Genomic DNA, 22566 nt, shown 5'->3' with positions numbered 1-22566 from the left:
CAAGGAGAACGGATTGATGCAGAACCCATCCGAACGCGCCGTCACCCGCGTGCGCCATACCCTCAAGTTCCGCCTGCTGCAGGTCGTGCGCGTGCACGCGGTGACGCCGCACCTGCTGCGCATCACCCTCGGCGGCCCCGACCTCGCGGATTTCGAATCGTCGTCGTTCGACGATCACGTAAAGGTATTTTTCCCGCCGCCCGGCGCCGACCGCCCCGCCATGCCAACGCTCGGCGCGAACGGCCCCGAGTTTCCCGAAGGCCAACCGAAGCCGGTCGCGCGCGATTTCACGCCGCGCCGCTTCGACCGCGCCGCGTGCGAACTCGATCTGGAATTCGTGTTGAACCATCCGGGCCCCGCATCGCAATGGGCGGCGCAGGCACGCGTCGGCCAGTGGCTCGGCATCGGCGGTCCGCGCGGTTCGTTCGTGGTCCCGATCGATTTCGACTGGCATCTGCTGATCGGCGACGATACGGCGCTGCCCGCGGTCGCGCGGCGTCTCGAGCAATTGCCGGCCGGTGCGCGCGCGGCGGTCGTGCTGGAAGTCGCGGATCGCACCGCGCAAATCGCGTTCGATACGCGCGCCGACGTGCATGAAATCTGGCGCTTTCGCGCCGAAGCCGACGCGGCGGACGGCGACGTGCTGCTGAATGCGGTGCGCGAACTGCCGCTGCCGTCCTCGGGCGACGGTTACGTGTGGGCGGCAGGCGAAGCGCAGTCGATGCGCGCGGTGCGGCAGCACCTGACCGGCGAGCGCGGCGTCGACAAGTCGCGCATCCGCGCGGCGGCATACTGGAAGCGCGGCGCGGCGGCCGTGCACGAAACGCTGGAAGACTGACGCGAACGGGTGCCCGCGCAGCAGCGGGCTTGGCATCGGCGGGGTGACTGGTATATATCTATGTCTGCGACGCCGCTGTCGGGCGACAGCCGCCGCAGCCCGCCCAGGAGCGCCCGGTCATGACAAAAGAAAGCCACGCTTCGCCTTTCCTTCGCAACCTGAAGATCGCCGGCTATTGCGGCCTCGCGGCCGTCGTGCTCGCGCTGTTCGTTGCGATGTGCGCGATCCTGAAGGAAAGCGCACTCGAACGTGACGCCGCACAGCACCCGGGCGAGACGCCCGAACTGCACGAAGCGGGCGGCGGCCCGTCCGCTTCGGCTGAAGCGGCCAAGACGCCCGGTTGACGGCGTCCGGCCCCTGGTTCTCCCGCTCAGGGCGCGCGCTCGCGCCCCATCATCACCGCGTGCACGACGTCGCCGATCCGTTCGAGCAGCTCGACGACGCGTTGTCCGTACAGATGCGCGGCCAGCGCGCCGGCCGTGCCGACCAGCACGCCACCGGCCATGTCGAACGGCCAGTGCACGCCCGCATACACACGCCCCCATGCAATCACGACGGCCATCGCGGCCATCACGAACCCGGTCAGCCGCGTGCTGCCGGCGAGCATCATGCCGACCGCGAGACTCCACGCGAACGTCATGTGATCGCTCGGAAACGAGCTGTCCGGCGCATGCGGAATCAGTTGCGTGCCGACGCCTGCCATGAACGGCCGCGGCGAAAACCAGAAATGCCCGATCACCTGCGCGAGCGCCAGCGCCACGCACGTGCCGACGCCGGCTTCGATCGCCTGGCGGCGCGTCGGGCGCTCGCCGAAGATCCAGGTCAGCAGGAGCATCGCGGGCAGCGCATAGACGAGCCAGTCGGCGGCGAAGATCGCGACGCGAGCAGCACCGGGGTGCGGCACGGCGCCGGCATTGACGGCGGAAAACAGGGTGAGATTGAGGTTCTGCATGAATGCGGTTGCGTGGGGGCGTAACGATTGGACCGGGCGTGCCGGTCGGTTGGAACGATGCTAGTGCTCACTCGCTTAAGCAATGCTTAATGCGTCGGACGGCCCGGGGACAAGAACCGGGCGCGTGCGTCGCGCGCGAACGCACTTAGAGCCTGCACTGCAACACAAGTTCACGCAATTGTCACATTCCCGCGCGACCGTCTCCTGCAAAAGCTCACCAACCATCCCGTAAAGGCTCACCTTTTTCACATCGTGGCGTCATCGACGCCTGAGAATATCGGACCGCCCCCTGCGCTCCATGCCGTTCGCACCGTTCGCCTCAATATTTGCGTTGCAAATAATTCGAAATCGGCAACAATTAATTCCAGATGCGGCATCGCACAACGGCAACGCACAGGCATAGGATTACGGGCTTACGAGCACTCATCCACGAAGCGATCAACAACAAGGAGTCCGCATGAAACCCAGCGATGTCCGATCGAAAGCGTTTGCGATGCCGTTGACCAGCCCCGCCTTTCCGATGGGCCCGTACCGTTTCGTCGATCGTGAGTTTCTGATCATCACGTATCGCACCGATCCGGACCGTCTGCGTGAAATCGTGCCCGAGCCGCTGCAGGTCACCGAGCCGCTCGTCCATTACGAATTCATTCGCATGGCCGATTCGACCGGCTTCGGCGACTACACGGAAAGCGGCCAGGTGATCCCCGTCGAGTACAACGGACAGGCCGGCGGCTATACGCTCGCGATGTATCTCGACGATCACCCGCCGATCGCCGGCGGCCGCGAGCTGTGGGGTTTCCCGAAGAAGCTTGCATCGCCCACGCTGCACGTGAACACCGATCACATCCTGGGCACGCTCGACTACGGCAAGGTGCGCGTCGCGACCGGCACGATGGGCTACAAGCACAAGGAACTCGACATCGACGAGCAGACGAAGCGCCTCGCCGGCCCGAACTTCCTCCTCAAGATCATCCCGCACGTCGACGGCACCGCACGCGTATGCGAACTGGTGCGCTACTACATGCAGGACATCAAGATGAAGGGCGCGTGGACGGGCCCGGCCTCGCTCGAACTGGCACCGCACGCACTTGCGCCGGTGGCCGACCTGCCGGTGCTCGAGATCGTCGAAGCGCGCCACCTCGTTGCGGATTTGACACTCGGCCTCGGCGAAGTCGTCTACGATTACCTGGCTCAGTAACACGTCCGCAGTCCTTTCTCCCTGTCAAACCTTTCACCACGGGAAATTCGAAATGAGCAACCTGAATGGCAAGACCGCAGTCGTCACGGGCGCCGCAAGCGGCATCGGCAAGGAAATCGCACTGGAGCTGGCCAAGGCGGGCGCCGCGGTCGCGATCGCCGACCTGAACCAGGACGGCGCAAACGCGGTTGCCGACGAGATCAACAAGGCAGGCGGCAAGGCGATCGGCGTCGCGATGGACGTGACCAGCGAGGAAGCGGTCAACAGCGGCATCGACAAGGTGGCGGAAACGTTCGGCTCGGTCGACATCCTCGTATCGAACGCGGGCATCCAGATCGTCAACCCGATCGAGAACTACTCGTTCGCCGACTGGAAGAAGATGCAGGCGATCCACGTCGACGGCGCGTTCCTGACGACCAAGGCCGCGCTCAAGCACATGTACAAGGACGATCGCGGCGGCGTCGTGATCTACATGGGTTCGGTGCACTCGCACGAGGCGTCGCCGCTGAAATCGGCGTACGTGACGGCCAAGCACGGGCTGCTGGGCTTGGCACGTGTGCTGGCGAAGGAAGGCGCGAAGCACAACGTGCGCTCGCACGTCGTGTGTCCGGGCTTCGTGCGCACGCCGCTGGTCGACAAGCAGATTCCGGAGCAGGCGAAGGAACTGGGGATCAGCGAAGAGGAAGTGGTGAAGAAGGTGATGCTCGGCAACACGGTCGACGGCGTGTTCACGACGGTGCAGGACGTCGCGCAGACGGTGCTGTTCCTGTCGGCGTTCCCGAGCGCCGCGCTCACGGGCCAGTCGTTCATCGTCAGCCACGGCTGGTTCATGCAGTAACGTCCTCGCCTCCCTGACGGGAGGCGATTCCCGCATCACGTCCATTCTCACGACTCACGATGGCGTACCGTCGAGCGACGGCACGCCATCCGTCTCCGCCGTCCACGGCGGGATTTCTCGGAGCAACTGATGAAACCGCACGCGCGTACAGAAAAGCAGGCCGTCGATGCGGCGGACCTGCATCACGAAGCCGGCGCGCCGGCCGCTGCGCGGTCGCTGCCATACGAAACGATCGCGCTCGTCCTGCAGGGCGGCGGCGCGCTCGGCGCGTATCAGGCCGGCGTGTTCGAGGGCCTGCACGAAGCGGGCATTCCGCTCGACTGGATCGCCGGCATCTCGATCGGTGCGCTCAACACCGCGCTGATCGCCGGCAATGCGCCCGAACATCGCGTCGAGCGGCTGCGCGAATTCTGGGAAACGATCTGCCAGCCGGCGTTCTTTCCCGCGATTCCGGCCGCGTTCGAGTTCGCGCTGTTCAACAGCATCGACCAGATCCGCACGTTCTTCACCGCGTCGCAGGCCGCGAGCGCGATGATGCAGGGCCAGCAGGGCTTCTTCGTGCCGCGCTTCCCGCCGCCGCTGCCGGGCGTGTCCGATCATCCGGAAAAGATCAGCTGGTACGACACGTCGCAGCTGCGCGCGACGCTGCTCAAGCTGTGCGATTTCGACCGGATCAACTCGGGCGAGACGCGCGTGTCAGTCGGCGCGGTCAACGTCGGCACCGGCAACTTCGTGTACTTCGACAACTCGCGCATCCGCCTCGCGCCCGAGCACTTCATGGCGTCCGGCGCGCTGCCGCCCGCGTTCCCGCCGGTCGAGATCGACGGCGAGTATTACTGGGACGGCGGCGTCGTGTCGAATACGCCGCTGATGGAAGTGCTGCGCGCGCGTCCGCGGCGCGACACGCTCGCGTTCCAGGTCGACCTGTGGAGCGCACGCGGGCCGCTGCCGCGCACGATGGCCGACGTCGCGGAACGTACGAAGGACGTGCAGTATTCGAGCCGCACGCGTTTCGTCACCGACACGCTGCAGCGCGAACAGCGCTACCGCAACGTGCTGCGCCACGTGCTCGAGCAGGTGCCGGAAGAGCAGCGCAAGAACGACCCGTGGTGCGTCGAGGCTGAAGCGATGTCGAGCGGGAAGAAGTACAACATCCAGCACCTGATCTATCAGCAGAAGGCGTACGAGCACCACTACAAGGACTATCAGTTCGGTCTGTCGACGATGCGCGACCACTGGAGCGCGGGGCTCGACGACATCCGCAAGACGCTCGCGGTCAAGGACGGCCTCGCGCTGCCCACCAACGACGCGGGCTTCGTCACGCACGACATTCACCGCCGCCGGTAATGCCGCGTGCGACGGACCGGCGCGCTGCCTGCGCCGGTCCGTCCTCCTTTCCGATTCGACATGCCGATTTTCATTGCGCTGTTCGCGCTCATCGCCCTGGGATGGGGCGCGGTTCACCTGTTTCACGTCATCGCCGCGCAGTTCGGCCAGCCGGTCGCGATCGCGGCCGCCATGCTCGCCGCCGCGATCCTGATCGCGCTGGTCGCGTGGTGGATCAAACGCCGTCGTGACATTGCACCGAACACGAAGGAACAAGGCTGGACCCATATCGTGCATCGCGCGTGGGGCGAGGTGCGTGTGTCCGCGACGCAGGGGTTGCTGTGGCTGTCGCATGACGGTGCGGACGGCCGCTATACGTTGTCGCAGCTCGACGGCTGCGAAGCCGCGCCGATCGACGGCCGCTGGCATCTGGTCGTGCGTGTGCGCGACGCGGTACGCGGCGAATGGAAGCTGCCGATGATGGACAAGCGCGATGCGCAGCGCTGGGCGCGCGTGCTGATGCTCGCGCGGGACAACCGGCTGTGACGTGTCACGGCCACGTGCCGACGCCTGACGCCCGACGAACCGGAATGCCGCTGGCCGCTTTCTAGCGCGCGCCGAGCGCCCATAACGCGTCGAGCACGTGCTGGGTCGACCGCTCGACCGGGCCGGCCCGATGGGCGATGCCCAGTTCGCGCCACAACGCCGGACGCAGCGGCCGCATGACGATGCGTGCGTCCGGCAACGGGGCGCCCGCCTCGTGCGGCAGCAGCGTCGCGCCGTAGCCGGCGGCGACCAGACTCTTGATCGCATCGTTGTAGTTGAGTTCGATGCGCGGCTCGGGGCGGTGGCCACCGAGCGCGAACCATTCCGTCGTGAGCCGCGACAGGCGGGTGGTCATATCGTTGAGAATCAGCGGGCGCGCGGCCAGATAGGCCGGCGTCACACGCGCCGGCAGCCGCCAGTCCGCGGGCAAAAAGGCGAGCACCGGATCGCGCCGCCACGCGCGGATCGACAGCCCCGCGACCGCCGGCTGCGGCAGCGCCACCAGACCGACGTCGAGCGTGCCCTGCGCGATGCGCGCCAGTGTGTCGTGCGACGTGAGTACCGCGATCTGGACATCGATGTCCGGATGCCGCTCGCGCAGCCGGGCCACCGCCTGCGGCAACAGATGAGCGATCGCGCCGGTCGATGCGCCGAGACGCACCCGCCCGGTCAGCCCCTGCACTTGTCGCTCCACGTCGTCGAGGGTCGACTCGACCTCGGCCAGCAGACGGCGCGCCCGCTCCACCAGCACGGCACCGATGGTCGACGGCTGCACGTTGCCGCGCGTGCGCGACAGCAACGGCGCACCGATGCGGCTTTCGAGTTCGGCAACATGAAGGCTGACCGTCGGCGGCGCGAGATGAAGCAGTTGCGCGGCGGCCACGAAGGATCCCTGGTCGGCGATCGCGACCAGCGTACGCAGTCGATCCAGACTGATCTCGCGCATTTCCACCTCTCGTTCAGGAAATCTGAATCTCGCAATCAGGAAATTCAACTTTTCCTATTCTAGGCGTTCGATGGACGATATGGCTTTCCCGACGTCCGAAGCGAGGAACGCGACCATCATGAGCCTCTCCACTGTCTACATCGACGGCGACCAAGGTACGACCGGACTGCAGATCCACGAGCGCCTGCGGGATCGCACCGACCTGCGGCTCGTCACGCTGCCGGATGCCGAGCGCAAGGACCCCGCACGGCGCGCCGAGGCGATCAATGCCTCCGACATCGCGATTCTGTGCCTGCCGGACGCCGCCGCGCGCGAAGCGGTCGGCTTCATCCGGAATCCGGCGGTACGCGTGATCGACGCGAGCTCGGCCCATCGCACCGATCCGGAATGGGTCTACGGTTTTCCCGAGATGATCGACGGACATGCGCAGACGATCGCGCACGCGCGGCGCGTCACCAATCCGGGCTGCTATCCGACGGGCGCGATCGGCCTGCTCGGGCCGCTGCAACGAGCCGGCCTGCTTCCGCGCGACTATCCGGTGAGCATCCATGCCGTGTCCGGTTACTCGGGCGGCGGCCGGGCCGCCGTCGACGAATTCGAATCGAACGGTGCCGCGCGCACGAAACCGCTGCAGATCTACGGCCTCGCGCTCGCGCACAAGCACGTGCCCGAAATCCAGCTGCACGCCGGGCTCGCGCATCGTCCGCTGTTCGTGCCGGCTTACGGCGCCTATCGGCAAGGCATCGTGCTGACCGTGCCGATCGAGCTGCGCCTGCTCCCGGCTGGCGTGACCGGTGAGTCGCTGCATGCGTGTCTCGCGCACCATTACGCCGGCGCGCGCCACGTCGAGGTCACTCCGCTCGCGGATACGCGCACGATCGCGCATCTCGATCCGCAAGCGTTGAACGGTACGAACGACCTGCGGCTCGGCGTGTTCGTGAATGCCGAGCACGGTCAGGTGCTGCTGTCCGCCGTGTTCGACAATCTCGGCAAAGGGGCATCCGGCGCGGCCGTGCAGAATCTCGACCTGATGCTCGGTGCGGCGAGCGCGGCGAGCACACCGAAGGCGGCGTAAATCACGGGCGGGCGTCATCATTGGCAGGTCCGGCGCATCGCGGCCGCCGGTGTGCGCGGCACGCTACCGGATCGCGACGCGATTGCGAGCCAACGACGGGCGTCCGCCAACGCTTTCACATGCCCCCGTAAAAGCTCACCTTTGGCCGATTTCAGGCCGCATCGTCACCCGCTGCAGCGTTCAACCCGACAAGCGCCTCCGCGAGAAAATCGACGCATACGCGCACTTTCGCCGAAGCCGCGACGCGTTCCGGATACACCGCCCAGATGTTCGCCGGCTGGATTACGTCCGGCAGCACGCGACGAAGTGCGCCGCGTTCGATCAGCGGCCCCGCTTCCCAGATCGAGCGCAGCACGATCCCGCGCCCGGCCAGCGCCCATTGCACGGCCACCTCGCCGTAGTTCGTCGACAGCGCGCCGCCGACCTTCACCGTTGCCGTTTCGCCGCGCAGGTTCAGCCGCCAGACGCCGAACGGATGGTCGCGCTCCTTGATCGCGAGGCAGTCGTGCGATGCGAGATCCGCGAGCGTGCGCGGCGTGCCGCGCCTTGCAAGATAGTCCGGCGACGCGCACAGCACGCGATAGTTTGCGGCAAGGCGGCGCGCGATCAGGTGATCGGCGATCTCGTCGCCGATGCGCACGTCGAGGTCGTAGCCTTCGCCCGCGACGTCGACGAGCCGGTCGAACAGATCGAGCCGCACGTTCAGCTGCGGATAGCGCGCGGAGAAGTCGAGCAACGCCGGCGCGACGACATGACGGCCGAAACCGAAGCTGCTCGAGATGCGCAGCGTGCCGCGCGGCACCGTGCGCGTGGTCGACACGTCCTCGACGAGATGATCGACGTCGTCGAGAATCTTCTCGGCACGCGCGAACACGCGTTCGCCGGCCTCCGTGACCGTCACGCGGCGCGTCGACCGATGCAGCAGCCGCGTGCCGAGCTGCGCCTCGAGCAGCGCGATGCGCTTGCTCACATAGGCGGGCGAGACCGCGAGCTGCTCGGCCGCCGCACTGAAGCTCGTCAGGCGGACGACCAGGCTGAAGACGCGCAGGTCGTCGAGATTCGGCGATTTATTCACGATTCGTGGAAAGTCGATTAACCTTTCGCACGATTTTAATCTGAATGGAAATAAATAAAATGGCGTCGTGTTCCGCTGCGCACGCTGCCGGCGGCCCGACCAGCCAAGGAGGCTTGCATGAGCGACAAGACGTACAAGATTGCCGTCATCCCCGGTGACGGCATCGGCCGTGAAGTGATGCCCGAAGGCCTGCGCGCGCTCGACGCCGTGACGGCTCGCTTCGGCATCCGTTTCCAGTTCGAGCAGATCGACTGGGCGAGCTGCGACTACTACGCGCAGCACGGCAAGATGATGCCGGACGACTGGAAGGCCCGGCTGTCGGGCACGGACGCGATCCTGTTCGGCGCAGTCGGCTGGCCCGCGACGGTGCCCGATCACATTTCGCTGTGGGGTTCGCTGCTGAAATTCCGCCGCGAATTCGACCAGTACATCAACCTGCGGCCCGCGCGCCTGTTCGACGGCGTGCCGTCGCCGCTCGCCGGCCGCAAAGCGGGCGACATCGACTTCATGATCGTGCGCGAGAACACCGAAGGCGAATATTCGTCGGTCGGCGGCACGATGTTCGAAGGCACCGACCGCGAAGTAGTGATGCAGCAGTCGATCTTCACGCGTCACGGCACGGAGCGCGTGCTGAAGTTCGCATTCGAGCTCGCGCAACGCCGCGCGAAGCGCCTGACCGTCGCGACGAAGAGCAACGGCATCGCGATCAGCATGCCGTGGTGGGACGCGCGCGCGGCCGAGATGGGCGAACGCTATCCCGAGATCGCCGTCGACAAGCAGCACATCGACATCCTGTGCGCGCGCTTCGTGCTGCAGCCCGACCGCTTCGACGTCGTCGTCGCGTCGAACCTGTTCGGCGACATCCTTTCCGACCTCGGGCCGGCCTGCACGGGCACGATCGGCATCGCGCCGTCGGCGAACCTGAACCCGGACCGCACGTTTCCATCGCTGTTCGAACCGGTGCACGGCTCCGCACCGGACATCGCGGGCCAGTACATCGCGAATCCGATCGCGATGATCTGGTCGGCAGCGATGATGCTCGACTTCCTCGGCAACGGCGCGAGTCGCGAACGCGAGGCGCACGATGCGATCGTCGCGGCGATCGAGGACGTGCTGCGCACCGGGCCGCGCACGCGCGATCTCGGCGGCCAGGCGGGGACGCAGGAAGTGGGAGAGGCGATCGCGGTGCGGATCGCCGGCTGACGGAACGATCCGAAGGCGCGCGGCTCGGAAGGGTTCGATCGATGTCGTGCTCAATGGTGAGCAGCACGACTGACTGCCGCGCACCTTCGTCGATTCCGACGCGCGCGCCTGGAGGCGTGCGTGTCGATGTCGAACGGTGAGCAACGCGATTCGGCGGCACGCACGGTTACGTGTCGATTCATCGCGGTGGCCAGCGTCACGTCGATGCCGAGCGGTGAGTTGCATCGCGCATCGATATACACCGATTGAAACTTGAAACTCACCGCCATGCATGTATGCAGCAAGTGCGACGCCGATGTCGCATGCTGCGCTTCGATCAGTGCAACCGCATCGTTTCCTGCGAAGATCGATCGGTGAGATGCAGAGCGTGAAAAATCACACCGTCCCGCACGAAATTCCTCCACTCCCGAAAACGCTCACCTCAACCTGCGGCTCCCGTATTCCCTCACCGTTTCGCACAGGCGTCGCGCTCGATGCATGAACGAGCGCGTTCGCGCGACGCTATCGTGATGCGTCACAGCCCGAGATCGGACAGGCCGGGATGATCGTCCGGACGGCGACCGAGCGGCCAGTGGTACAGGCGATCCGCTTCGCGAATCGGCAGGTCGTTGATGCTCGCGTGGCGATGCGCCATCAAGCCGTTTTCGTCGAACTCCCAGTTTTCGTTCCCGTATGAGCGGAACCAGTTACCGGCGTCGTCATGCCATTCGTACGCGAATCGCACCGCGATGCGATTGCCGCCGAACGCCCACAGCTCCTTGATCAGCCGGTAGTCGAGCTCGCGCGTCCATTTCCGCTGCAGCAGTCCGACGATCTCGTCGCGGCCCGTCACGAACTCCGCGCGATTGCGCCACCGGCTCTGCGGCGTGTAGGCAAGCGAGACGCGCTGCGGGTCGCGCGTGTTCCACGCATCCTCCGCGGCACGCACTTTCTGGCGCGCCGTATCGAGCGTGAAGGGCGGAACGGGCGGACGAACTTCCGGAGAAGCGGACATGGGATGCTCCTGTTCAAGGTTGGGGCTGCGCATGAACGCAGCCGGTTGGGACGCGTTACTTCGACGCTCGAGACACCGTATCGAGCAAGAGTTCGGCGGTTGCGCGCGCATCGCGCGCCGCGGTCGCATCGCCGCTGACGAGCGCGACGCCGATCGCGCCGTCGATCAACACCAGCCATTGGCGCGCGAGGCGGGCCAGGCCGCGGCGCTCGATGCCGGCGTCGTCGGCATACGCGTCGAGCCGCTCGCGCACGAACGCAAGCAAGCGCGCCTTGTGCATACGCGCGACGACGCGTACCGGATCGCCGGTGTCGGCAATCTCGCCGGACGCGTTCAGGAACGCGCAGCCGTGAAAATCGGGTTGCGAGAACCAGTCGCGCAGCACGTCGAACATGCCGAGCAAGTGCGCACGCGGCGACTTGCCGCGCGCCAGCGTGGCGTCGACGAACCAGTGCATCCAGCGCTCGTCGCGGCGCTCGAGCGCGGCGACAACCAGCGCCTCCTTCGACTCGAAATGCGAATAAAAGCTCTTTCGCGCGGCACCGGATCGCTTCACGATCGCATCGACGCCCGTGGCGTGGATGCCGCCCGAGTAGATCAGCGCTTCGGCCGCATCGAGCAGCCGATCGCGAACGGCCGGTTCGCCGGAGAAGTCATCGTGTGTGTTCATGGGTTTACGGTAGAACGATCGTTCTCCATCGTCAACTGCCACGTGAAAAGGCCCTGTCGTCGGAAGGGCCGAGCGCCGCCTGGTTTCGATGGCGGGGAGCGCATTGCAGGCGGCGTTTACGACATTTTTTCTTGAAGCTGACGCAGGGTGCTCACTACACTTCGGTCAACCTGTCTGGCCGAAAGGACATCATGCAGCGACCGGAATCCGCACGCTCCGAGCGTGCCTATGCGGCTTATGCGAAGCGGCTCGATGGCCGTGTCGTCGTACGGCGTTTCGATCCGCGCAGCGATTCGTACGAGTCTTTGACCGCGTTGCTGCATCGCGCGTACGCGCCTCTCGGCGCCGCGGGCTTCAACTGTCCGGGTGTCGACCAGCCGGCGTCGGCGACGCGCGAACGCATGCTCACCGGCGAGTGTTTCGTCGCGCTCGGGAACGCGCATCTGGTCGCGACGATCACGATGCAGCCGCACGATCCCGATTCGCGGTGCGATCCGTACCGCAGCCGACGCGTCGCGACGCTCGGCCAGCTGGCCGTCGATCCGGTCTGGCAGGATCGCGGCATCGGCCGTGCGCTGCTCGCGTTCGCGCAACGGCGAGCGGCCGCGCGTGGCGCGACGCACCTCGCGCTCGATGCGCCGCATGCGGCTATCCGACTCGTCGACTTCTATCGACGCGAAGGATTTCAGTTGATCGACGTGATGCGGTTTGCAGGGCACAGCTACGACAGCGCGATCCTGTGCAAGGCCGTTGGCTCGTTCGACGGGCGGATCCCTGCATCCGACATGACGTCGATCCACGTCGCGCGGCGCGCCGGAGCGGCGTCATGAAACACGAAGCCGACGACGACCGTGCACGGCTCGCACTGACGCATGCCCGCACGCGGGCAGCGCTGCGCATGCGCGGGCTGGTGAAGCTGACTGTCATCACGATCGCGGTCACGCAAATTCTGACGTTCGTGTTCGACGCCCTGCTCGCCGCAGTCGGCTACGCGCCGGAAGCCGCGACGTTGCTGCTGTTCCGTTTCGTCACGTGCGCGCTCGTCAGCTTCTGGCTTCAGGCGGACGCATCCCGCGCGTATCGGCATGCGGCGCAGCACGGGTTCGTGACGGTGTCCGGTGCGCACGGCGAACTGATCGAGATTGCACCGCAATGCCCGAAACGCTGGCTCGTCGTGTTGAGTCTGCAACTCGAACCGCGATGGTTGAACGGTGAGCGGATCAAATAGCGGGCAGCGCACCGATCGATGCAGCCGGGCATGCTGACAGGTGAGTTCGCATGTGGTTGATCGGCTCACGCATCGAGGCGGTACCGTGACGGCGTTGCCTGGTGACGTGCTGCGCGGAAGCACGGCAAGACCGTGGCAAGAAGCGGTCGATACGACAGAGGCTCGCTATTGAGGCGCGGCAAACGAAATGGAAGGGCAGGAAGAAAGACACGCGCCGAACGACGCGATGACGCGGACGGGAGAGCGACGCTGACAGGTGAGGTGCACGCGCGATTGCATGTCACCGATGCGGGCTTGCTGCGGAATCGAAGCGCGATCGCGCTCATATCGCCAACTAGAAACGACGTGCAGCCCATTGACTTACTTGCCTGCGCGCCTCGAGAAAGCACGATCGAGCCGCCATTCGGCACGCAAACACAGCTCCCGAATAATCTCACCTCACGCGTTCGTCGAAGCCGCCCTGCCTCGACAAACGCTCATGCCGACACGAACGGGGCAGTCGGCAAACGCGCCGAGCCGCCCCGCCGGCACTCAGACCGTCCAGTCGAGGATCACCTTGCCGCTTTCACCGGACAGCATCGCGGCGAAGCCTTGTTCGTAATCGTCGGCCGCAAAACGATGCGTGATGATCGGCGACAGATCGAGGCCGCTTTGCAACATCGCGACCATCTTGTACCAGGTCTCGAACATCTCGCGCCCGTAGATGCCCTTGATCTCGAGCCCCTTGAAGATCACCTGGTTCCAGTCGATCGCCGTCTGCGCGGGCGGAATGCCGAGCAGCGCGACCTTGCCGCCGTGATTCATCGCCTCGAGCATGCTGGTGAACGCGCTTGGCACACCCGACATCTCGAGGCCGACATCGAAGCCTTCCGTCATGTGCAGGTCGGCCATCACGTCGCGCAGCGACTCGCGTGCGACGTTGACCGCGCGCGTCGCACCCATCTTGCGCGCGAGCTCGAGCCGGTAGTCGTTGATATCGGTGATCACGACGTTGCGCGCGCCGACGTGCTTCGCGATCGCGACGGCCATGATGCCGATCGGGCCCGCGCCCGTGATCAGCACGTCCTCGCCGACGAGATTGAACGACAGCGCCGTGTGCGTCGCGTTGCCGAACGGATCGAAGATCGATGCGAGATCGTCTGAAATCTCGGGCGGAATCTTGAACGCATTGAACGCGGGAATCGCCAGATACTCGGCGAACGCGCCCTCGCGATTCACGCCGACACCGACGGTGTTGCGGCACAGATGCCGGCGGCCGGCACGACAGTTGCGACAGAAGCCGCACGTGATGTGGCCTTCGCCGGACACGCGGTCGCCGATCGCGAAGCCGCGCACTTCCTGCCCCATCTCGACGATCTCGCCAACGTATTCGTGGCCGACGTGCATCGGTACGGGAATCGTCTTCTGCGCCCAGTCGTCCCACTTCCAGATATGGATGTCGGTGCCGCAGATCGCCGTGCGGCGAATCTTGATCAGCACGTCGTTGTGTCCGACTTCGGGGCGCTTCACGCGCGTGAGCGTGAGACCCGGGCCGCGCTCGAGCTTTGCCAGTGCTTTCATGGTCGCGCCTCCGTCAGACGATGCCGAGCGACTTGCCGACGCGCACGAACGCGGCGACCGTCTGATCGATCTGTTCAGGCGTATGCGCGGCGCTCATCTGCGTGCGGATGCGTGCGCGACCGCGCGGCACGACCGGGAACGAGAAGCCGATCACGTAGACGCCTTCTTCGAGCAACTTGTCGGCCATGTTGGTCGCGAGCTGCGCGTCGCCGAGCATCACCGGGATGATCGGATGCGCACCCGGCACGAGCGTGAAACCCGCGGCGGTCATCTGTTCGCGGAAACGCGCGCCATTCTCGCGCACGCGTGCGCGCAGCTTCGCCCCTTCGTCGCTGCCGAGCAGTTCCAGCACCTTCAGCGACGCCGCGGCAATGCTCGGCGTCAGCGTGTTCGAGAACAGATACGGGCGCGAACGCTGGCGCAGCAATTCGACGACCTCGCGGCGAGCCGCGACATAGCCGCCCGATGCACCGCCCAGCGCCTTGCCGAGCGTGCCGGTGATGATGTCGACGCGACCGTCGACGCCGCAGTGCTCGGGCGTGCCGCGGCCATGCGCGCCGATGAAGCCGACCGCGTGCGAATCGTCGACCATCACGAGCGCGCCGTAACGATCGGCGAGGTCACAGATGCCTTTCAGATCGGCGATGATGCCGTCCATCGAGAACACGCCGTCGGTCGCGATCAGCTTGTGGCGCGCGCCTGCTGCGTCGGCTTCCTTCAGTTTCGCCTCGAGATCGGACAGGTCGTTGTTCTTGTAGCGGAAACGCTTCGCCTTGCAGAGGCGGATGCCGTCGATGATGCTCGCGTGGTTCAGCTCGTCGCTGATCACCGCGTCGTTCTCGTCGAGCAGCGTCTCGAACAGGCCCCCGTTCGCATCGAAACAGCTCGAATAGAGGATGCTGTCTTCCGTGCCGAGAAACGACGCCAGCGCGCTTTCGAGCTGCTTGTGCACGGTTTGCGTGCCGCAGATGAAGCGCACCGACGCCATGCCGAAGCCATCCTGGTCGAGACCGGCCTGCGCTGCGGCGATCAGGCGCGGATCGTTCGCCAGACCGAGATAGTTGTTCGCGCAGAAATTCAGCACGCCGGCACCGCTGGCGAGCCGCACGGCCGCCGCTTGGGGACTCGCGATCTCGCGCTCGGTCTTGTAAAAACCATCCGCGCGGATCTGGTCGAGCGTCCCGCGCACCTGGGCGAGAAAGGCATCACGCATCGCAAAGCTCCTGACATGGGTTCGCAATCCGCCGCGCGCCGCTCGTGGCGGCAGCGCAACGGCCTGCTACTGTTATAGTCGGTCGTTCGGTTGACCGCATTTATCCAATATTCCGAACTAAAATTCGAAATACCGAACAACTCTAAGCGAACGGAAACCAAATGGCAAGTTCCTCCGCGTCGCGGCGCACGCGTGCCGGCGCCGCACCGCAGCCGCCGGGCGTGACGCCGCCGCGCGTCGGCGAGCAAATCCAGCGCCTGCGCAACGAACGCAAGCTGACCCTCGACGACCTGTCGCGCGCAGCCGGCGTATCGAAGTCGATGCTCTCCGAGATCGAGCGTGACAAAGCCAATCCGACGATCGCGGTCGCATGGCGGCTCACGAATGCGCTCGGCATCACGCTCGACGAGCTGTTCTCGCAGCCGAAAGCGCCGGAGACGATCCGCGTGGACGGCCCGCACGACATCCCGACGCTCGCCGGCCACGACGGCCGCTATCAATTGCGCGTATGGGGCCCGATCGACCTGGCCGGCAAGTTCGAGTGGTATGAGCTGACGCTGCCGGGCGGCGGCGCGCTCGTGTCGAACGCGCACGAACCCGGCACGCGCGAGCACCTCACCGTGCTGCAGGGCGCGATGGAAATCGAAGCCGCGGCGGCAAGCCGGCGCCTGAAAGCGGGCGACACCGCGCGCTACCCGGCCGACACACCTCACGCGATCCGCAACCCCGGCAAGGCCGAAGCGCGCGCACTACTGATCGTGATTCATCGCTGACGAAGCGGATAGCTGGCCGAAAGGCCAGTTGCGGAAAATACTGTATGTTTGTACAGTATACGGACATTCCGCCATGCATTGGCCGGGCTGGCGCACCGAGGCGCCCGCTCCGGTCGACAGGAGCCTGCGATGACAGAAGAACAAGATTTGGCCGCGCTCAGCTTCAAAGCTGCCGCGCATGACCTCGAGTTGATTGTGCGTCATATAGCCGGGCGCTACATCCATCAGCGCGTCCCGCTGTCGTGGCGTCTGCTGCACGCCATCGAAGCCGAGGCGCTCGCCGATCTCGGCTTTGCCAGCCGGCACGAAGCCGGCATGCGCCAGTTGTTCGAACGGCCGTCGGACATGACCTTTCCCGAAACGGATGATCCGATCGACTTCGGACGATCGAATGCACTACCCGCTGTCTTCTCGTTCGCGGTCCTCGCGTATGAAGCCGCAGCCAGATCGCAGGAAGCGGCACCCCGCGAGCGTATTCATCGCTCGTCCAAGGCGTGGGGCGACTGACGCCCGGCCCCGGCCGTTCGACACGGCGGCCGGCTCCCGCATCCTGCTGCCCGCGACGTTGCGGATAGGGCTACCATATACGCAACTAACGGAATAAACGACATGTCCCTTCCCACATCCTCCGACACGCCCGCACGCCCGGAAGAAAAGGATCTGTTCGACCGCGGTGCATCCGACTGGATCATCTCGCCCGAAGCTGCGTTCGATGCATGGCTTGCCATGCAGGACTACCGCCGTTCGTCGGCCGACGTCTACCGCGCACAATGGGGCGCTTTTCTCGCATGGCTACGTGCACATCAAAAAAACCTGGCCACGGTCGATACCGCAACGATCGCGAATTTCGTCAGCGAGCTTCCCATCCGGAAAACTCAGCGAATGCGCTATTTGAGGCTGATCGAACGCGTGCTCGACCACATCCGGCGCACCGAGCTCGCGTCCACCAACCCGGCCCGCTTCATTGCTCAGGATGGCGAAGCGAACTGGCGCCAGGCACGCGACAACGAGCCGACCGGTTTCCTGACACCGGCCGAACGCGCGAAGTTGCTGGCCTACCTGTTTTCGCCGATTGGTGTATCCGGCTCCGCATACTGGAAGGAGCGGCGCGACCGCGCACTCGTCGCCGCATTTCTCGGGGCCGGCGTGAAAACCGGCGAAGCACGCGTGCTCACGATTAGTTGCATCAATACGAGCGGAACGTCGCTGCAGATCCCGTCGACGGATCCCGATTTCGCGCGCGAAACCCATCTGGCCTCGTTCGCGATCGCGTTGCTCGAAGCATGGCTCGTGGAGCGCAAACGCCAGGAGATTCCGGGGGAGCTCGTGTTTCCGGCATCGCACGCCGGGCGGCCGATGCACAAGGCAACGATGCTGCGCGCGATCGATGCGATCATCGAATCTGCGGGGCTCACGTCGTCACGCACCGCACGCGCGAGCCCGCAAACGCTGCGCAACACTTACGCAGCGGAACTGTTCGAACATGACGTGCCGCCCGAGCGGGTCGGCAAATGGCTCGGCTTCATGCGGCCGATTTCGTCGAACCGTCTTCACCGCGCATGGAAAAACTGGCGCGATGATCTCGCGAATGGTGACGCGTCCGAGCAAGACGAAAGGCTCTGATGCCGAGCCGGCTGCTCACGCGACATGACTCGTGAGCAGCCTTGTGCGGCGTAGCCTCACCGTTTCACAGCTCCCGGAAAACCTCACCTCACGCCTCCCGAATCGCCTCACCTGTGCGATCCCTGTGCCGGGCGTCACGTCAGTCGCGCGCAAAGCGTGCGATCGCTTCGAATCGGGAAGGCCAGGGTCCCGACGCATGTTCGCACTCGGGGCACGACACTTCGAATCCGTCATCGCCATGCGACAACTCCGGTTCCCCGTCGCAATGCGGGCACTGGGTCGGCACCGGAATTTCGTGGTCCAGTGACGTGCCGATTGCGGAAAACGCGTCCGCATCGAGCTGACCTGCATCGGCCAGGCGCCGAATCAGTGCGGAAATCTCCGGATTCATCCCGCGGCTCGCGCGCAGCGTATTCGCGTCGCGTGTCGCGCGGTCCAGTTCGTCGCTCTGGGTGCGCAACTGTTCCTCGAGCCGGTCTGCGCGGGCCTTGGCCGAACTCAGTTGCTGAAGAAAATCGAATTCCTTGCGCTGCACGTCACGCAGACCGCTCTGGTAGGTCGACGCCATGCTGCGCAGTGAGTCCAGCTCGACCAGCATCGGTTTGACACGGCGCTCGGCTTCGGCCACCGCATCCTTGATCTGCTGCGCGTAGTGTTCGGTGCGCTGCTGCAATTCGGCTTGCAGCGTGTCGATGCGGTCGCGTAGCGTCGCATTCTGCGTCTGCTCGGTGTTGACGCGGCCGGCCATGACGGCCAGTTCCTTTTCAAGTCGAGCGACTGTGGTGAGCAGTGTCGCCTCGTTTGCCGAACCGTGCGTCGACTGCGAAGCCAGCTGCACCTCGAGTTCGGTCACACGCGCCTGCAGCTGCTCGTTGCGGGTTTCACTGCGCGTCAATGCGCCCTCGAGGGTTTCCTGGCGAACCGTGGCATCGCGCAGCCGTTGTTCCGCATCGGTCAGGCCGGCGCGAACCTGTTCGCGATCGACATCGAGGCTTTCCTTGGCCGCTTTCAAGGCCTCTTCATATAGCGCGCCGAGCAACGCGCCTGCCTTTTCCTCGACCGCTTTCGGGATCGCCGCACCGTCGAGCCGGATTTTCGATGCAGAACGGATTCGTTCCCAGAAATGATCGATGTCCTTTGGAATGTCGCTGGCGCTGCCGGTCTGGGTCAGGTCGCGAACGTTGGCGGCCGACGGTCGGATACCGAGATCGAAGAACAACCGCTTGCACGCATGCAGCGACAACTCCTGGCGGCGCGCGCCGCTCGCGCGAAGCGATTCCAGTTCTTCTCGGATGACTTCACGCATTTCATCCAGCGTCATGGGAGGACTCACAGGTATTGATATGTTGCGATCATAACGAAATACGTATTTTTTGATACTTGTTTTCGCGGAGTGTCGTGAATTTACGTCGCTGTGCACGGAAATCAGGGCTGTGGGCAAATCCGGACGAGCCAGCTCTTCGATTCCGTGAAACAAAGCGAAGAAAACAAGGCAAGTCCTTGTCCCGAAAGCATTTTTGAGTAGGCCCCCAAAAAGCGCATTTGTTTCACATGACCGGCGTCATCGCAGCCGATCGGTGTTCAGGCGTTGGGTCTCTGTGGAAAACTCGACGACCGATGTCTTGAGAGTATTAGAAGTAAACACCCTTGAACCCTTAGTTAAAAACGTTAACGCCACGGCACAGCCTTATGTAGCAAGGCTTTCCGGCCGACAAGGTGAAGTTTTACGGGAACCAAGGTGATCTTCTGCGGGAGCTGAAGTGATGGGGTTCGGGGATCTGCGTGAGCCGATGCAGGAAAGGTCGTGAGCGGATTCGGGATCACAGTGAAACATGAGATTCCCCCAAAGGTGAGGTTTTTCGGGGCCGCACAGCCACAGAACCCATGCTGTGCCTACGCGCACAGTTTTCTGCCTGTGCAGACACAGGTGAGACCTTGCGGGACCTTCTTCGCGCCCCTATTCTGCCCATCTTTTGGGCAGTTTTCGGGAAAGGTGAGGTTTCACGGGACTCCACAGGGATTTGCTGTGAGGATTTCCGGGAAACGACCGTCATTTTGCACAGCAAAAGTGCCCTGTGAAGCCAATGAGGCCCGAAAGGTGAGGCTTTTCGGGAGCAAAATCCGGGTTTTCCTGCACGGATCCCGATAAGGTGAGCTTTTTCGGGGCATCGATCACAGGCTGTCGGGCGCCTCACAGGTGAGGCTTTTCAGGAGCGCCATTTGCTCGAAAATTGGCCAAAGGTGAGGATTTCCGGGATCCGGGGTGCAGCGAATTCGCTGAAAAGCCCACCGGGACTGGTGGAAATCTGATTTTCGCTGTGCCACTTTTTGGCACAGGTGAGATTTTTCAGGACGTGGCACACAGCTACCGCATCCGCCCGAACGCCGTAAAGGTGAGGCTTTTCGGGGGACGATCGCCGGACACAGCGGAACGCTTGGCGCGCATAAGTATCGGATGTCATTGACATTTTTGATACCGTGGCGGTTACGGTGAGATTTTTCGGGAGCAGCTTCCGCGTTCGTTGGAACGTCGTTTTTATCATTAAGGTGAGGTTTTTCGGGAGCCTTGGACTGCTGATCCCGCGTGGGTCGGGGATTCGTCGATATCGTGGTCACAGAATTTCGAGCCGATAAGGTGAGAATTTTCGGGACCGAACGGATTCTGTGTGCTGTACAATGCGCGCCCGGGCCAGTGAAACGGTTTCGATCGACGTTGCGGAGACGCTTTTCGGTGCCGGTTTCCGGATGCGGGACGCGGTCGCGATTGCCCCATCAGCCGCGCCTGTACATGCATACAGGGCGTTGCGAGCTTGTCTGCTCGATGCCGAGACGGCCAGTGGCGGCGCTGTGACGAGGACCCGGAAGCGCAGTCGTAAAATTACGACAAATCGAAAGGTGAGCCGATACGGGAGCAAATTTCGCACGTATCGAGCACAGGCAAAAATCTGTGAATCCGCGCATCCCGCGACACGCCTGGACGAGTCCGAAACGCTTTAAATCCGGACCGGTGAGGGTTTTCGGGAGAGGGTTGGGGTGAGTGCCGTTTTGCGCGCGCACTTCACCGGCTATGGTGAGCATGTCGTTCTGGACGCACATCACCACAGGCGCTATCCTTCCGTGAAACTTCTCCTCCGACCAGACGCATGGCCACGAAGCGCGCCAAGAAAACCGATGTGGATGTGGTGAGTGCCAGTTCAGCCGAATTGCGTAAGGCCGTCGAGGCGATCGCAATTCAGCCGAAGAGCGGCAAGATCACGCTCCTGACCCGCAAGCTGTTCAACGTCCTGCTCGCCGTCGCGCAGCAGGCCGACGACTCGGGCGATACCTATCGCGCGCTGCTGTCGGACATCGTCGCCAACTCCGCCTTCGATTCGAACGACACCGCTCTGGTGAAGGAACACCTGCGCCGTATGGTGTCGGTCCAGGTCGAATGGAGCACGGGGACGTCGAGCCAGAAGCCAGGCCGCAAGTGGGGGATCTCGACGCTGATCGCCGATGCCGAAATTCTTGAGGATCCGGCCACCCGCCGCGTGTGGGTCGAATTTTCATTTGCACCGAAGATCAAGAAGAAGCTGCTCGACCCGGTCCAGTACGCGCGTCTGAGCCTGCAGTTCCAGAGCCAGCTGCGTAGCAGCGCTGGTCTTGCGCTCTACGAAATCTGCGTGCGCTACCTGACGAACCCGAGCCACCTGACGATGCGCGAGCCGTGGGAATGGTGGCGGCCGATCCTGTCGGGCACGCCCGATACGGAAGCCGGCGACGAGGCGAAGCGCGAGTACAAGTACTTCAAGCGGGACTACCTGCGTCCGGCGATCGCCGAGGTCAACGCGGTCACCAACATCTTCGTCGAGCTGATCGAGCATCGTGAAGGGCGGCGGGTCGCGGAGATCCAGTTCCGCGTGACCGAGCGCAAGCAGCCGATGCTCGCGCTCGACGAGCATCCGAACGTGTTCGACAGCACGCTGGTCGACAGGATGGTGAAGCTCGGGATTCCGCTCAAGGAAGCGCAGACGCTCTACGCGGACAGCGAAGAAAACCGGATTCGCGCCGCGCTGCAGATGACCGAGCAGCGGATGCGCAGCACGACGCTGCCGCCGGTGCGCAGTGCGCCCGCGTTGTTCAAGGACGCGCTGAAGAAGGGTTATGCGCCGCCGGTCGAGTCCGTCGACGCGCTGCCTTCCGGCACGCCTGCCGCGAAGGCCGTCTCGGCGCAGCCGGACGATCTGAAGGCGCGTCTGTTGAGCGAATTCGCGGCGTTCCGCCGCAAGGAAGCGAAGGTGCTGTACGAGGAGCAGGGCGACGCGGAGCGCGAAGTGGCGCGTGAGTCGTTCGAGTCGGAGGTGTTGCCGACGATGGGCTCGCACCTGCGCGACGACTGGCGCAAGCGCGGTCTCGAATCGAAGCTGGCCGAGACGGCCTTTTTCGACTGGCTCGCCCAGAAGACCTGGGGCGAGCCGACCGACGGCGACCTGCTGTCGTTCACCCTGAATCAATCTCGGGCCGCCTGA

The 22566-nt window shown here is 64.4% G+C and carries 22 protein-coding genes; 14 read left to right on the top strand and 8 right to left on the bottom strand.

Translation table 11 applies throughout. The features are described 5' to 3' along the window. The first annotated feature begins 16 nt into the window (after positions 1–16). Both WS87_RS17625 and WS87_RS17620 read left to right on the top strand, forming a co-directional pair. Positions 17–838 carry a siderophore-interacting protein gene (locus WS87_RS17625; RefSeq protein ID WP_059818311.1) on the top strand — a complete coding sequence of 274 codons (822 nt, stop codon included), beginning with the start codon at positions 17–19 and terminating at the stop codon, positions 836–838. A gap of 119 nt (positions 839–957) precedes the next feature. Further along, complete coding sequence (locus WS87_RS17620; RefSeq protein ID WP_059533537.1) at positions 958–1182, top strand: hypothetical protein; 225 nt, start codon at positions 958–960, stop codon at positions 1180–1182. Between the two features lie 26 nt (positions 1183–1208). Here the strand turns inward: WS87_RS17620 and WS87_RS17615 are convergent, their stop codons facing one another. Then, positions 1209–1790, bottom strand: coding sequence for an undecaprenyl-diphosphatase (locus tag WS87_RS17615; RefSeq protein ID WP_059818309.1), 582 nt, complete (start codon positions 1788–1790; stop codon positions 1209–1211). Positions 1791–2247: 457 nt separating this feature from the next. Here WS87_RS17615 and WS87_RS17605 point away from each other — a divergent pair, with 457 nt between their 5' ends. The 4 genes from WS87_RS17605 (at position 2248) to WS87_RS17590 (ending at position 5698) form a co-directional block, all read left to right on the top strand. Further along, a complete protein-coding gene (locus tag WS87_RS17605) occupies positions 2248–2988 on the top strand; it encodes an acetoacetate decarboxylase (protein ID WP_006485181.1) in 741 nt (246 codons plus the stop codon). 52 nt (positions 2989–3040) lie between these two features. Then, positions 3041–3826 carry a 3-hydroxybutyrate dehydrogenase gene (locus WS87_RS17600; RefSeq protein WP_107938172.1) on the top strand — a complete coding sequence of 262 codons (786 nt, stop codon included), beginning with the start codon at positions 3041–3043 and terminating at the stop codon, positions 3824–3826. A gap of 129 nt (positions 3827–3955) precedes the next feature. Continuing rightward, positions 3956–5173 carry a patatin-like phospholipase family protein gene (locus WS87_RS17595; RefSeq protein ID WP_059818525.1) on the top strand — a complete coding sequence of 406 codons (1218 nt, stop codon included), beginning with the start codon at positions 3956–3958 and terminating at the stop codon, positions 5171–5173. A 60-nt stretch (positions 5174–5233) separates the two neighbouring features. Beyond that, positions 5234–5698, top strand: coding sequence for a hypothetical protein (locus tag WS87_RS17590; RefSeq protein WP_059818524.1), 465 nt, complete (start codon positions 5234–5236; stop codon positions 5696–5698). 61 nt (positions 5699–5759) lie between these two features. Here WS87_RS17590 and WS87_RS17585 read toward each other — a convergent pair whose 3' ends face one another. After that, positions 5760–6644, bottom strand: a complete 885-nt coding sequence (locus tag WS87_RS17585) for a LysR family transcriptional regulator (protein ID WP_059818523.1) — start codon at positions 6642–6644, stop codon at positions 5760–5762. A gap of 118 nt (positions 6645–6762) precedes the next feature. Between WS87_RS17585 and argC the strand changes: the two genes are divergently transcribed. After that, the gene (gene argC, locus WS87_RS17580; protein WP_059818528.1) at positions 6763–7719 is read left to right on the top strand and encodes an N-acetyl-gamma-glutamyl-phosphate reductase; all 957 of its coding nucleotides are present in this window, start codon (positions 6763–6765) and stop codon (positions 7717–7719) included. 151 nt (positions 7720–7870) lie between these two features. Here the strand turns inward: argC and WS87_RS17575 are convergent, their stop codons facing one another. Beyond that, positions 7871–8794 (bottom strand): LysR substrate-binding domain-containing protein, encoded by a 924-nt coding sequence (locus tag WS87_RS17575; RefSeq protein ID WP_059818522.1) that lies wholly within the window; start codon positions 8792–8794, stop codon positions 7871–7873. Positions 8795–8911: 117 nt separating this feature from the next. Here WS87_RS17575 and WS87_RS17570 point away from each other — a divergent pair, with 117 nt between their 5' ends. After that, complete coding sequence (locus WS87_RS17570; protein ID WP_059818521.1) at positions 8912–9997, top strand: tartrate dehydrogenase; 1086 nt, start codon at positions 8912–8914, stop codon at positions 9995–9997. A 514-nt stretch (positions 9998–10511) separates the two neighbouring features. Here the strand turns inward: WS87_RS17570 and WS87_RS17565 are convergent. Together WS87_RS17565 and WS87_RS17560 are read right to left on the bottom strand one after the other, a co-directional pair. Then, positions 10512–10991, bottom strand: coding sequence for a nuclear transport factor 2 family protein (locus tag WS87_RS17565; protein ID WP_012365039.1), 480 nt, complete (start codon positions 10989–10991; stop codon positions 10512–10514). 55 nt (positions 10992–11046) lie between these two features. Beyond that, positions 11047–11661, bottom strand: a complete 615-nt coding sequence (locus WS87_RS17560; RefSeq protein WP_059818520.1) for a TetR/AcrR family transcriptional regulator — start codon at positions 11659–11661, stop codon at positions 11047–11049. A 191-nt stretch (positions 11662–11852) separates the two neighbouring features. Here WS87_RS17560 and WS87_RS17555 point away from each other — a divergent pair, with 191 nt between their 5' ends. Then, positions 11853–12491, top strand: a complete 639-nt coding sequence (locus WS87_RS17555) for a GNAT family N-acetyltransferase (protein WP_059698211.1) — start codon at positions 11853–11855, stop codon at positions 12489–12491. Further along, the gene (locus WS87_RS17550; protein ID WP_059818519.1) at positions 12488–12889 is read left to right on the top strand and encodes a hypothetical protein; all 402 of its coding nucleotides are present in this window, start codon (positions 12488–12490) and stop codon (positions 12887–12889) included. The genes WS87_RS17555 and WS87_RS17550 overlap by 4 nt, the downstream gene beginning before the upstream one ends. Before the next feature lie 531 nt (positions 12890–13420). Here WS87_RS17550 and tdh read toward each other — a convergent pair. Then, entirely contained in the window at positions 13421–14449 is a 1029-nt protein-coding gene (tdh, locus tag WS87_RS17545) for an L-threonine 3-dehydrogenase (RefSeq protein WP_059529060.1), read from the bottom strand. Between the two features lie 13 nt (positions 14450–14462). After that, complete coding sequence (locus tag WS87_RS17540; protein ID WP_059529057.1) at positions 14463–15662, bottom strand: glycine C-acetyltransferase; 1200 nt, start codon at positions 15660–15662, stop codon at positions 14463–14465. Between the two features lie 161 nt (positions 15663–15823). Here WS87_RS17540 and WS87_RS17535 point away from each other — a divergent pair, with 161 nt between their 5' ends. From WS87_RS17535 to WS87_RS17525, 3 genes are all read left to right on the top strand, one after another. Next, entirely contained in the window at positions 15824–16435 is a 612-nt protein-coding gene (locus WS87_RS17535; RefSeq protein ID WP_059529054.1) for a helix-turn-helix domain-containing protein, read from the top strand. A 129-nt stretch (positions 16436–16564) separates the two neighbouring features. Continuing rightward, entirely contained in the window at positions 16565–16942 is a 378-nt protein-coding gene (locus tag WS87_RS17530; protein ID WP_059818518.1) for a DUF2471 family protein, read from the top strand. Positions 16943–17044: 102 nt separating this feature from the next. Beyond that, the gene (locus WS87_RS17525; RefSeq protein ID WP_059818517.1) at positions 17045–18058 is read left to right on the top strand and encodes a tyrosine-type recombinase/integrase; all 1014 of its coding nucleotides are present in this window, start codon (positions 17045–17047) and stop codon (positions 18056–18058) included. Positions 18059–18197: 139 nt separating this feature from the next. Here WS87_RS17525 and WS87_RS17520 read toward each other — a convergent pair whose 3' ends face one another. Beyond that, on the bottom strand, positions 18198–19379 hold the full coding sequence (locus tag WS87_RS17520) for a DNA-binding protein (RefSeq protein ID WP_059818516.1): 1182 nt from the start codon (positions 19377–19379) through the stop codon (positions 18198–18200). A 1822-nt stretch (positions 19380–21201) separates the two neighbouring features. Here WS87_RS17520 and WS87_RS17515 point away from each other — a divergent pair. After that, positions 21202–22566 carry a replication initiation protein gene (locus tag WS87_RS17515; RefSeq protein WP_059818515.1) on the top strand — a complete coding sequence of 455 codons (1365 nt, stop codon included), beginning with the start codon at positions 21202–21204 and terminating at the stop codon, positions 22564–22566.

Source organism: Burkholderia sp. MSMB0856 (assembly GCF_001524645.2).
GTDB classification, from domain to species: domain Bacteria; phylum Pseudomonadota; class Gammaproteobacteria; order Burkholderiales; family Burkholderiaceae; genus Burkholderia; species Burkholderia diffusa.
This window is presented reverse-complemented; position numbering and strand designations above follow the sequence as displayed.

Coding starts and splice junctions, on each gene's coding strand:
- WS87_RS17625 (WP_059818311.1), top strand. CDS start 17: ATGCAGAACCCATCCGAACGCGCCGTCACCCGCGTGCGCCATACCCTC.
- WS87_RS17620 (WP_059533537.1), top strand. CDS start 958: ATGACAAAAGAAAGCCACGCTTCGCCTTTCCTTCGCAACCTGAAGATC.
- WS87_RS17615 (WP_059818309.1), bottom strand. CDS start 1,790: ATGCAGAACCTCAATCTCACCCTGTTTTCCGCCGTCAATGCCGGCGCC.
- WS87_RS17605 (WP_006485181.1), top strand. CDS start 2,248: ATGAAACCCAGCGATGTCCGATCGAAAGCGTTTGCGATGCCGTTGACC.
- WS87_RS17600 (WP_107938172.1), top strand. CDS start 3,041: ATGAGCAACCTGAATGGCAAGACCGCAGTCGTCACGGGCGCCGCAAGC.
- WS87_RS17595 (WP_059818525.1), top strand. CDS start 3,956: ATGAAACCGCACGCGCGTACAGAAAAGCAGGCCGTCGATGCGGCGGAC.
- WS87_RS17590 (WP_059818524.1), top strand. CDS start 5,234: ATGCCGATTTTCATTGCGCTGTTCGCGCTCATCGCCCTGGGATGGGGC.
- WS87_RS17585 (WP_059818523.1), bottom strand. CDS start 6,644: ATGCGCGAGATCAGTCTGGATCGACTGCGTACGCTGGTCGCGATCGCC.
- argC (WP_059818528.1), top strand. CDS start 6,763: ATGAGCCTCTCCACTGTCTACATCGACGGCGACCAAGGTACGACCGGA.
- WS87_RS17570 (WP_059818521.1), top strand. CDS start 8,912: ATGAGCGACAAGACGTACAAGATTGCCGTCATCCCCGGTGACGGCATC.
- WS87_RS17565 (WP_012365039.1), bottom strand. CDS start 10,991: ATGTCCGCTTCTCCGGAAGTTCGTCCGCCCGTTCCGCCCTTCACGCTC.
- WS87_RS17560 (WP_059818520.1), bottom strand. CDS start 11,661: ATGAACACACACGATGACTTCTCCGGCGAACCGGCCGTTCGCGATCGG.
- WS87_RS17555 (WP_059698211.1), top strand. CDS start 11,853: ATGCAGCGACCGGAATCCGCACGCTCCGAGCGTGCCTATGCGGCTTAT.
- WS87_RS17550 (WP_059818519.1), top strand. CDS start 12,488: ATGAAACACGAAGCCGACGACGACCGTGCACGGCTCGCACTGACGCAT.
- tdh (WP_059529060.1), bottom strand. CDS start 14,449: ATGAAAGCACTGGCAAAGCTCGAGCGCGGCCCGGGTCTCACGCTCACG.
- WS87_RS17540 (WP_059529057.1), bottom strand. CDS start 15,662: ATGCGTGATGCCTTTCTCGCCCAGGTGCGCGGGACGCTCGACCAGATC.
- WS87_RS17535 (WP_059529054.1), top strand. CDS start 15,824: ATGGCAAGTTCCTCCGCGTCGCGGCGCACGCGTGCCGGCGCCGCACCG.
- WS87_RS17530 (WP_059818518.1), top strand. CDS start 16,565: ATGACAGAAGAACAAGATTTGGCCGCGCTCAGCTTCAAAGCTGCCGCG.
- WS87_RS17525 (WP_059818517.1), top strand. CDS start 17,045: ATGTCCCTTCCCACATCCTCCGACACGCCCGCACGCCCGGAAGAAAAG.
- WS87_RS17520 (WP_059818516.1), bottom strand. CDS start 19,379: ATGACGCTGGATGAAATGCGTGAAGTCATCCGAGAAGAACTGGAATCG.
- WS87_RS17515 (WP_059818515.1), top strand. CDS start 21,202: ATGGCCACGAAGCGCGCCAAGAAAACCGATGTGGATGTGGTGAGTGCC.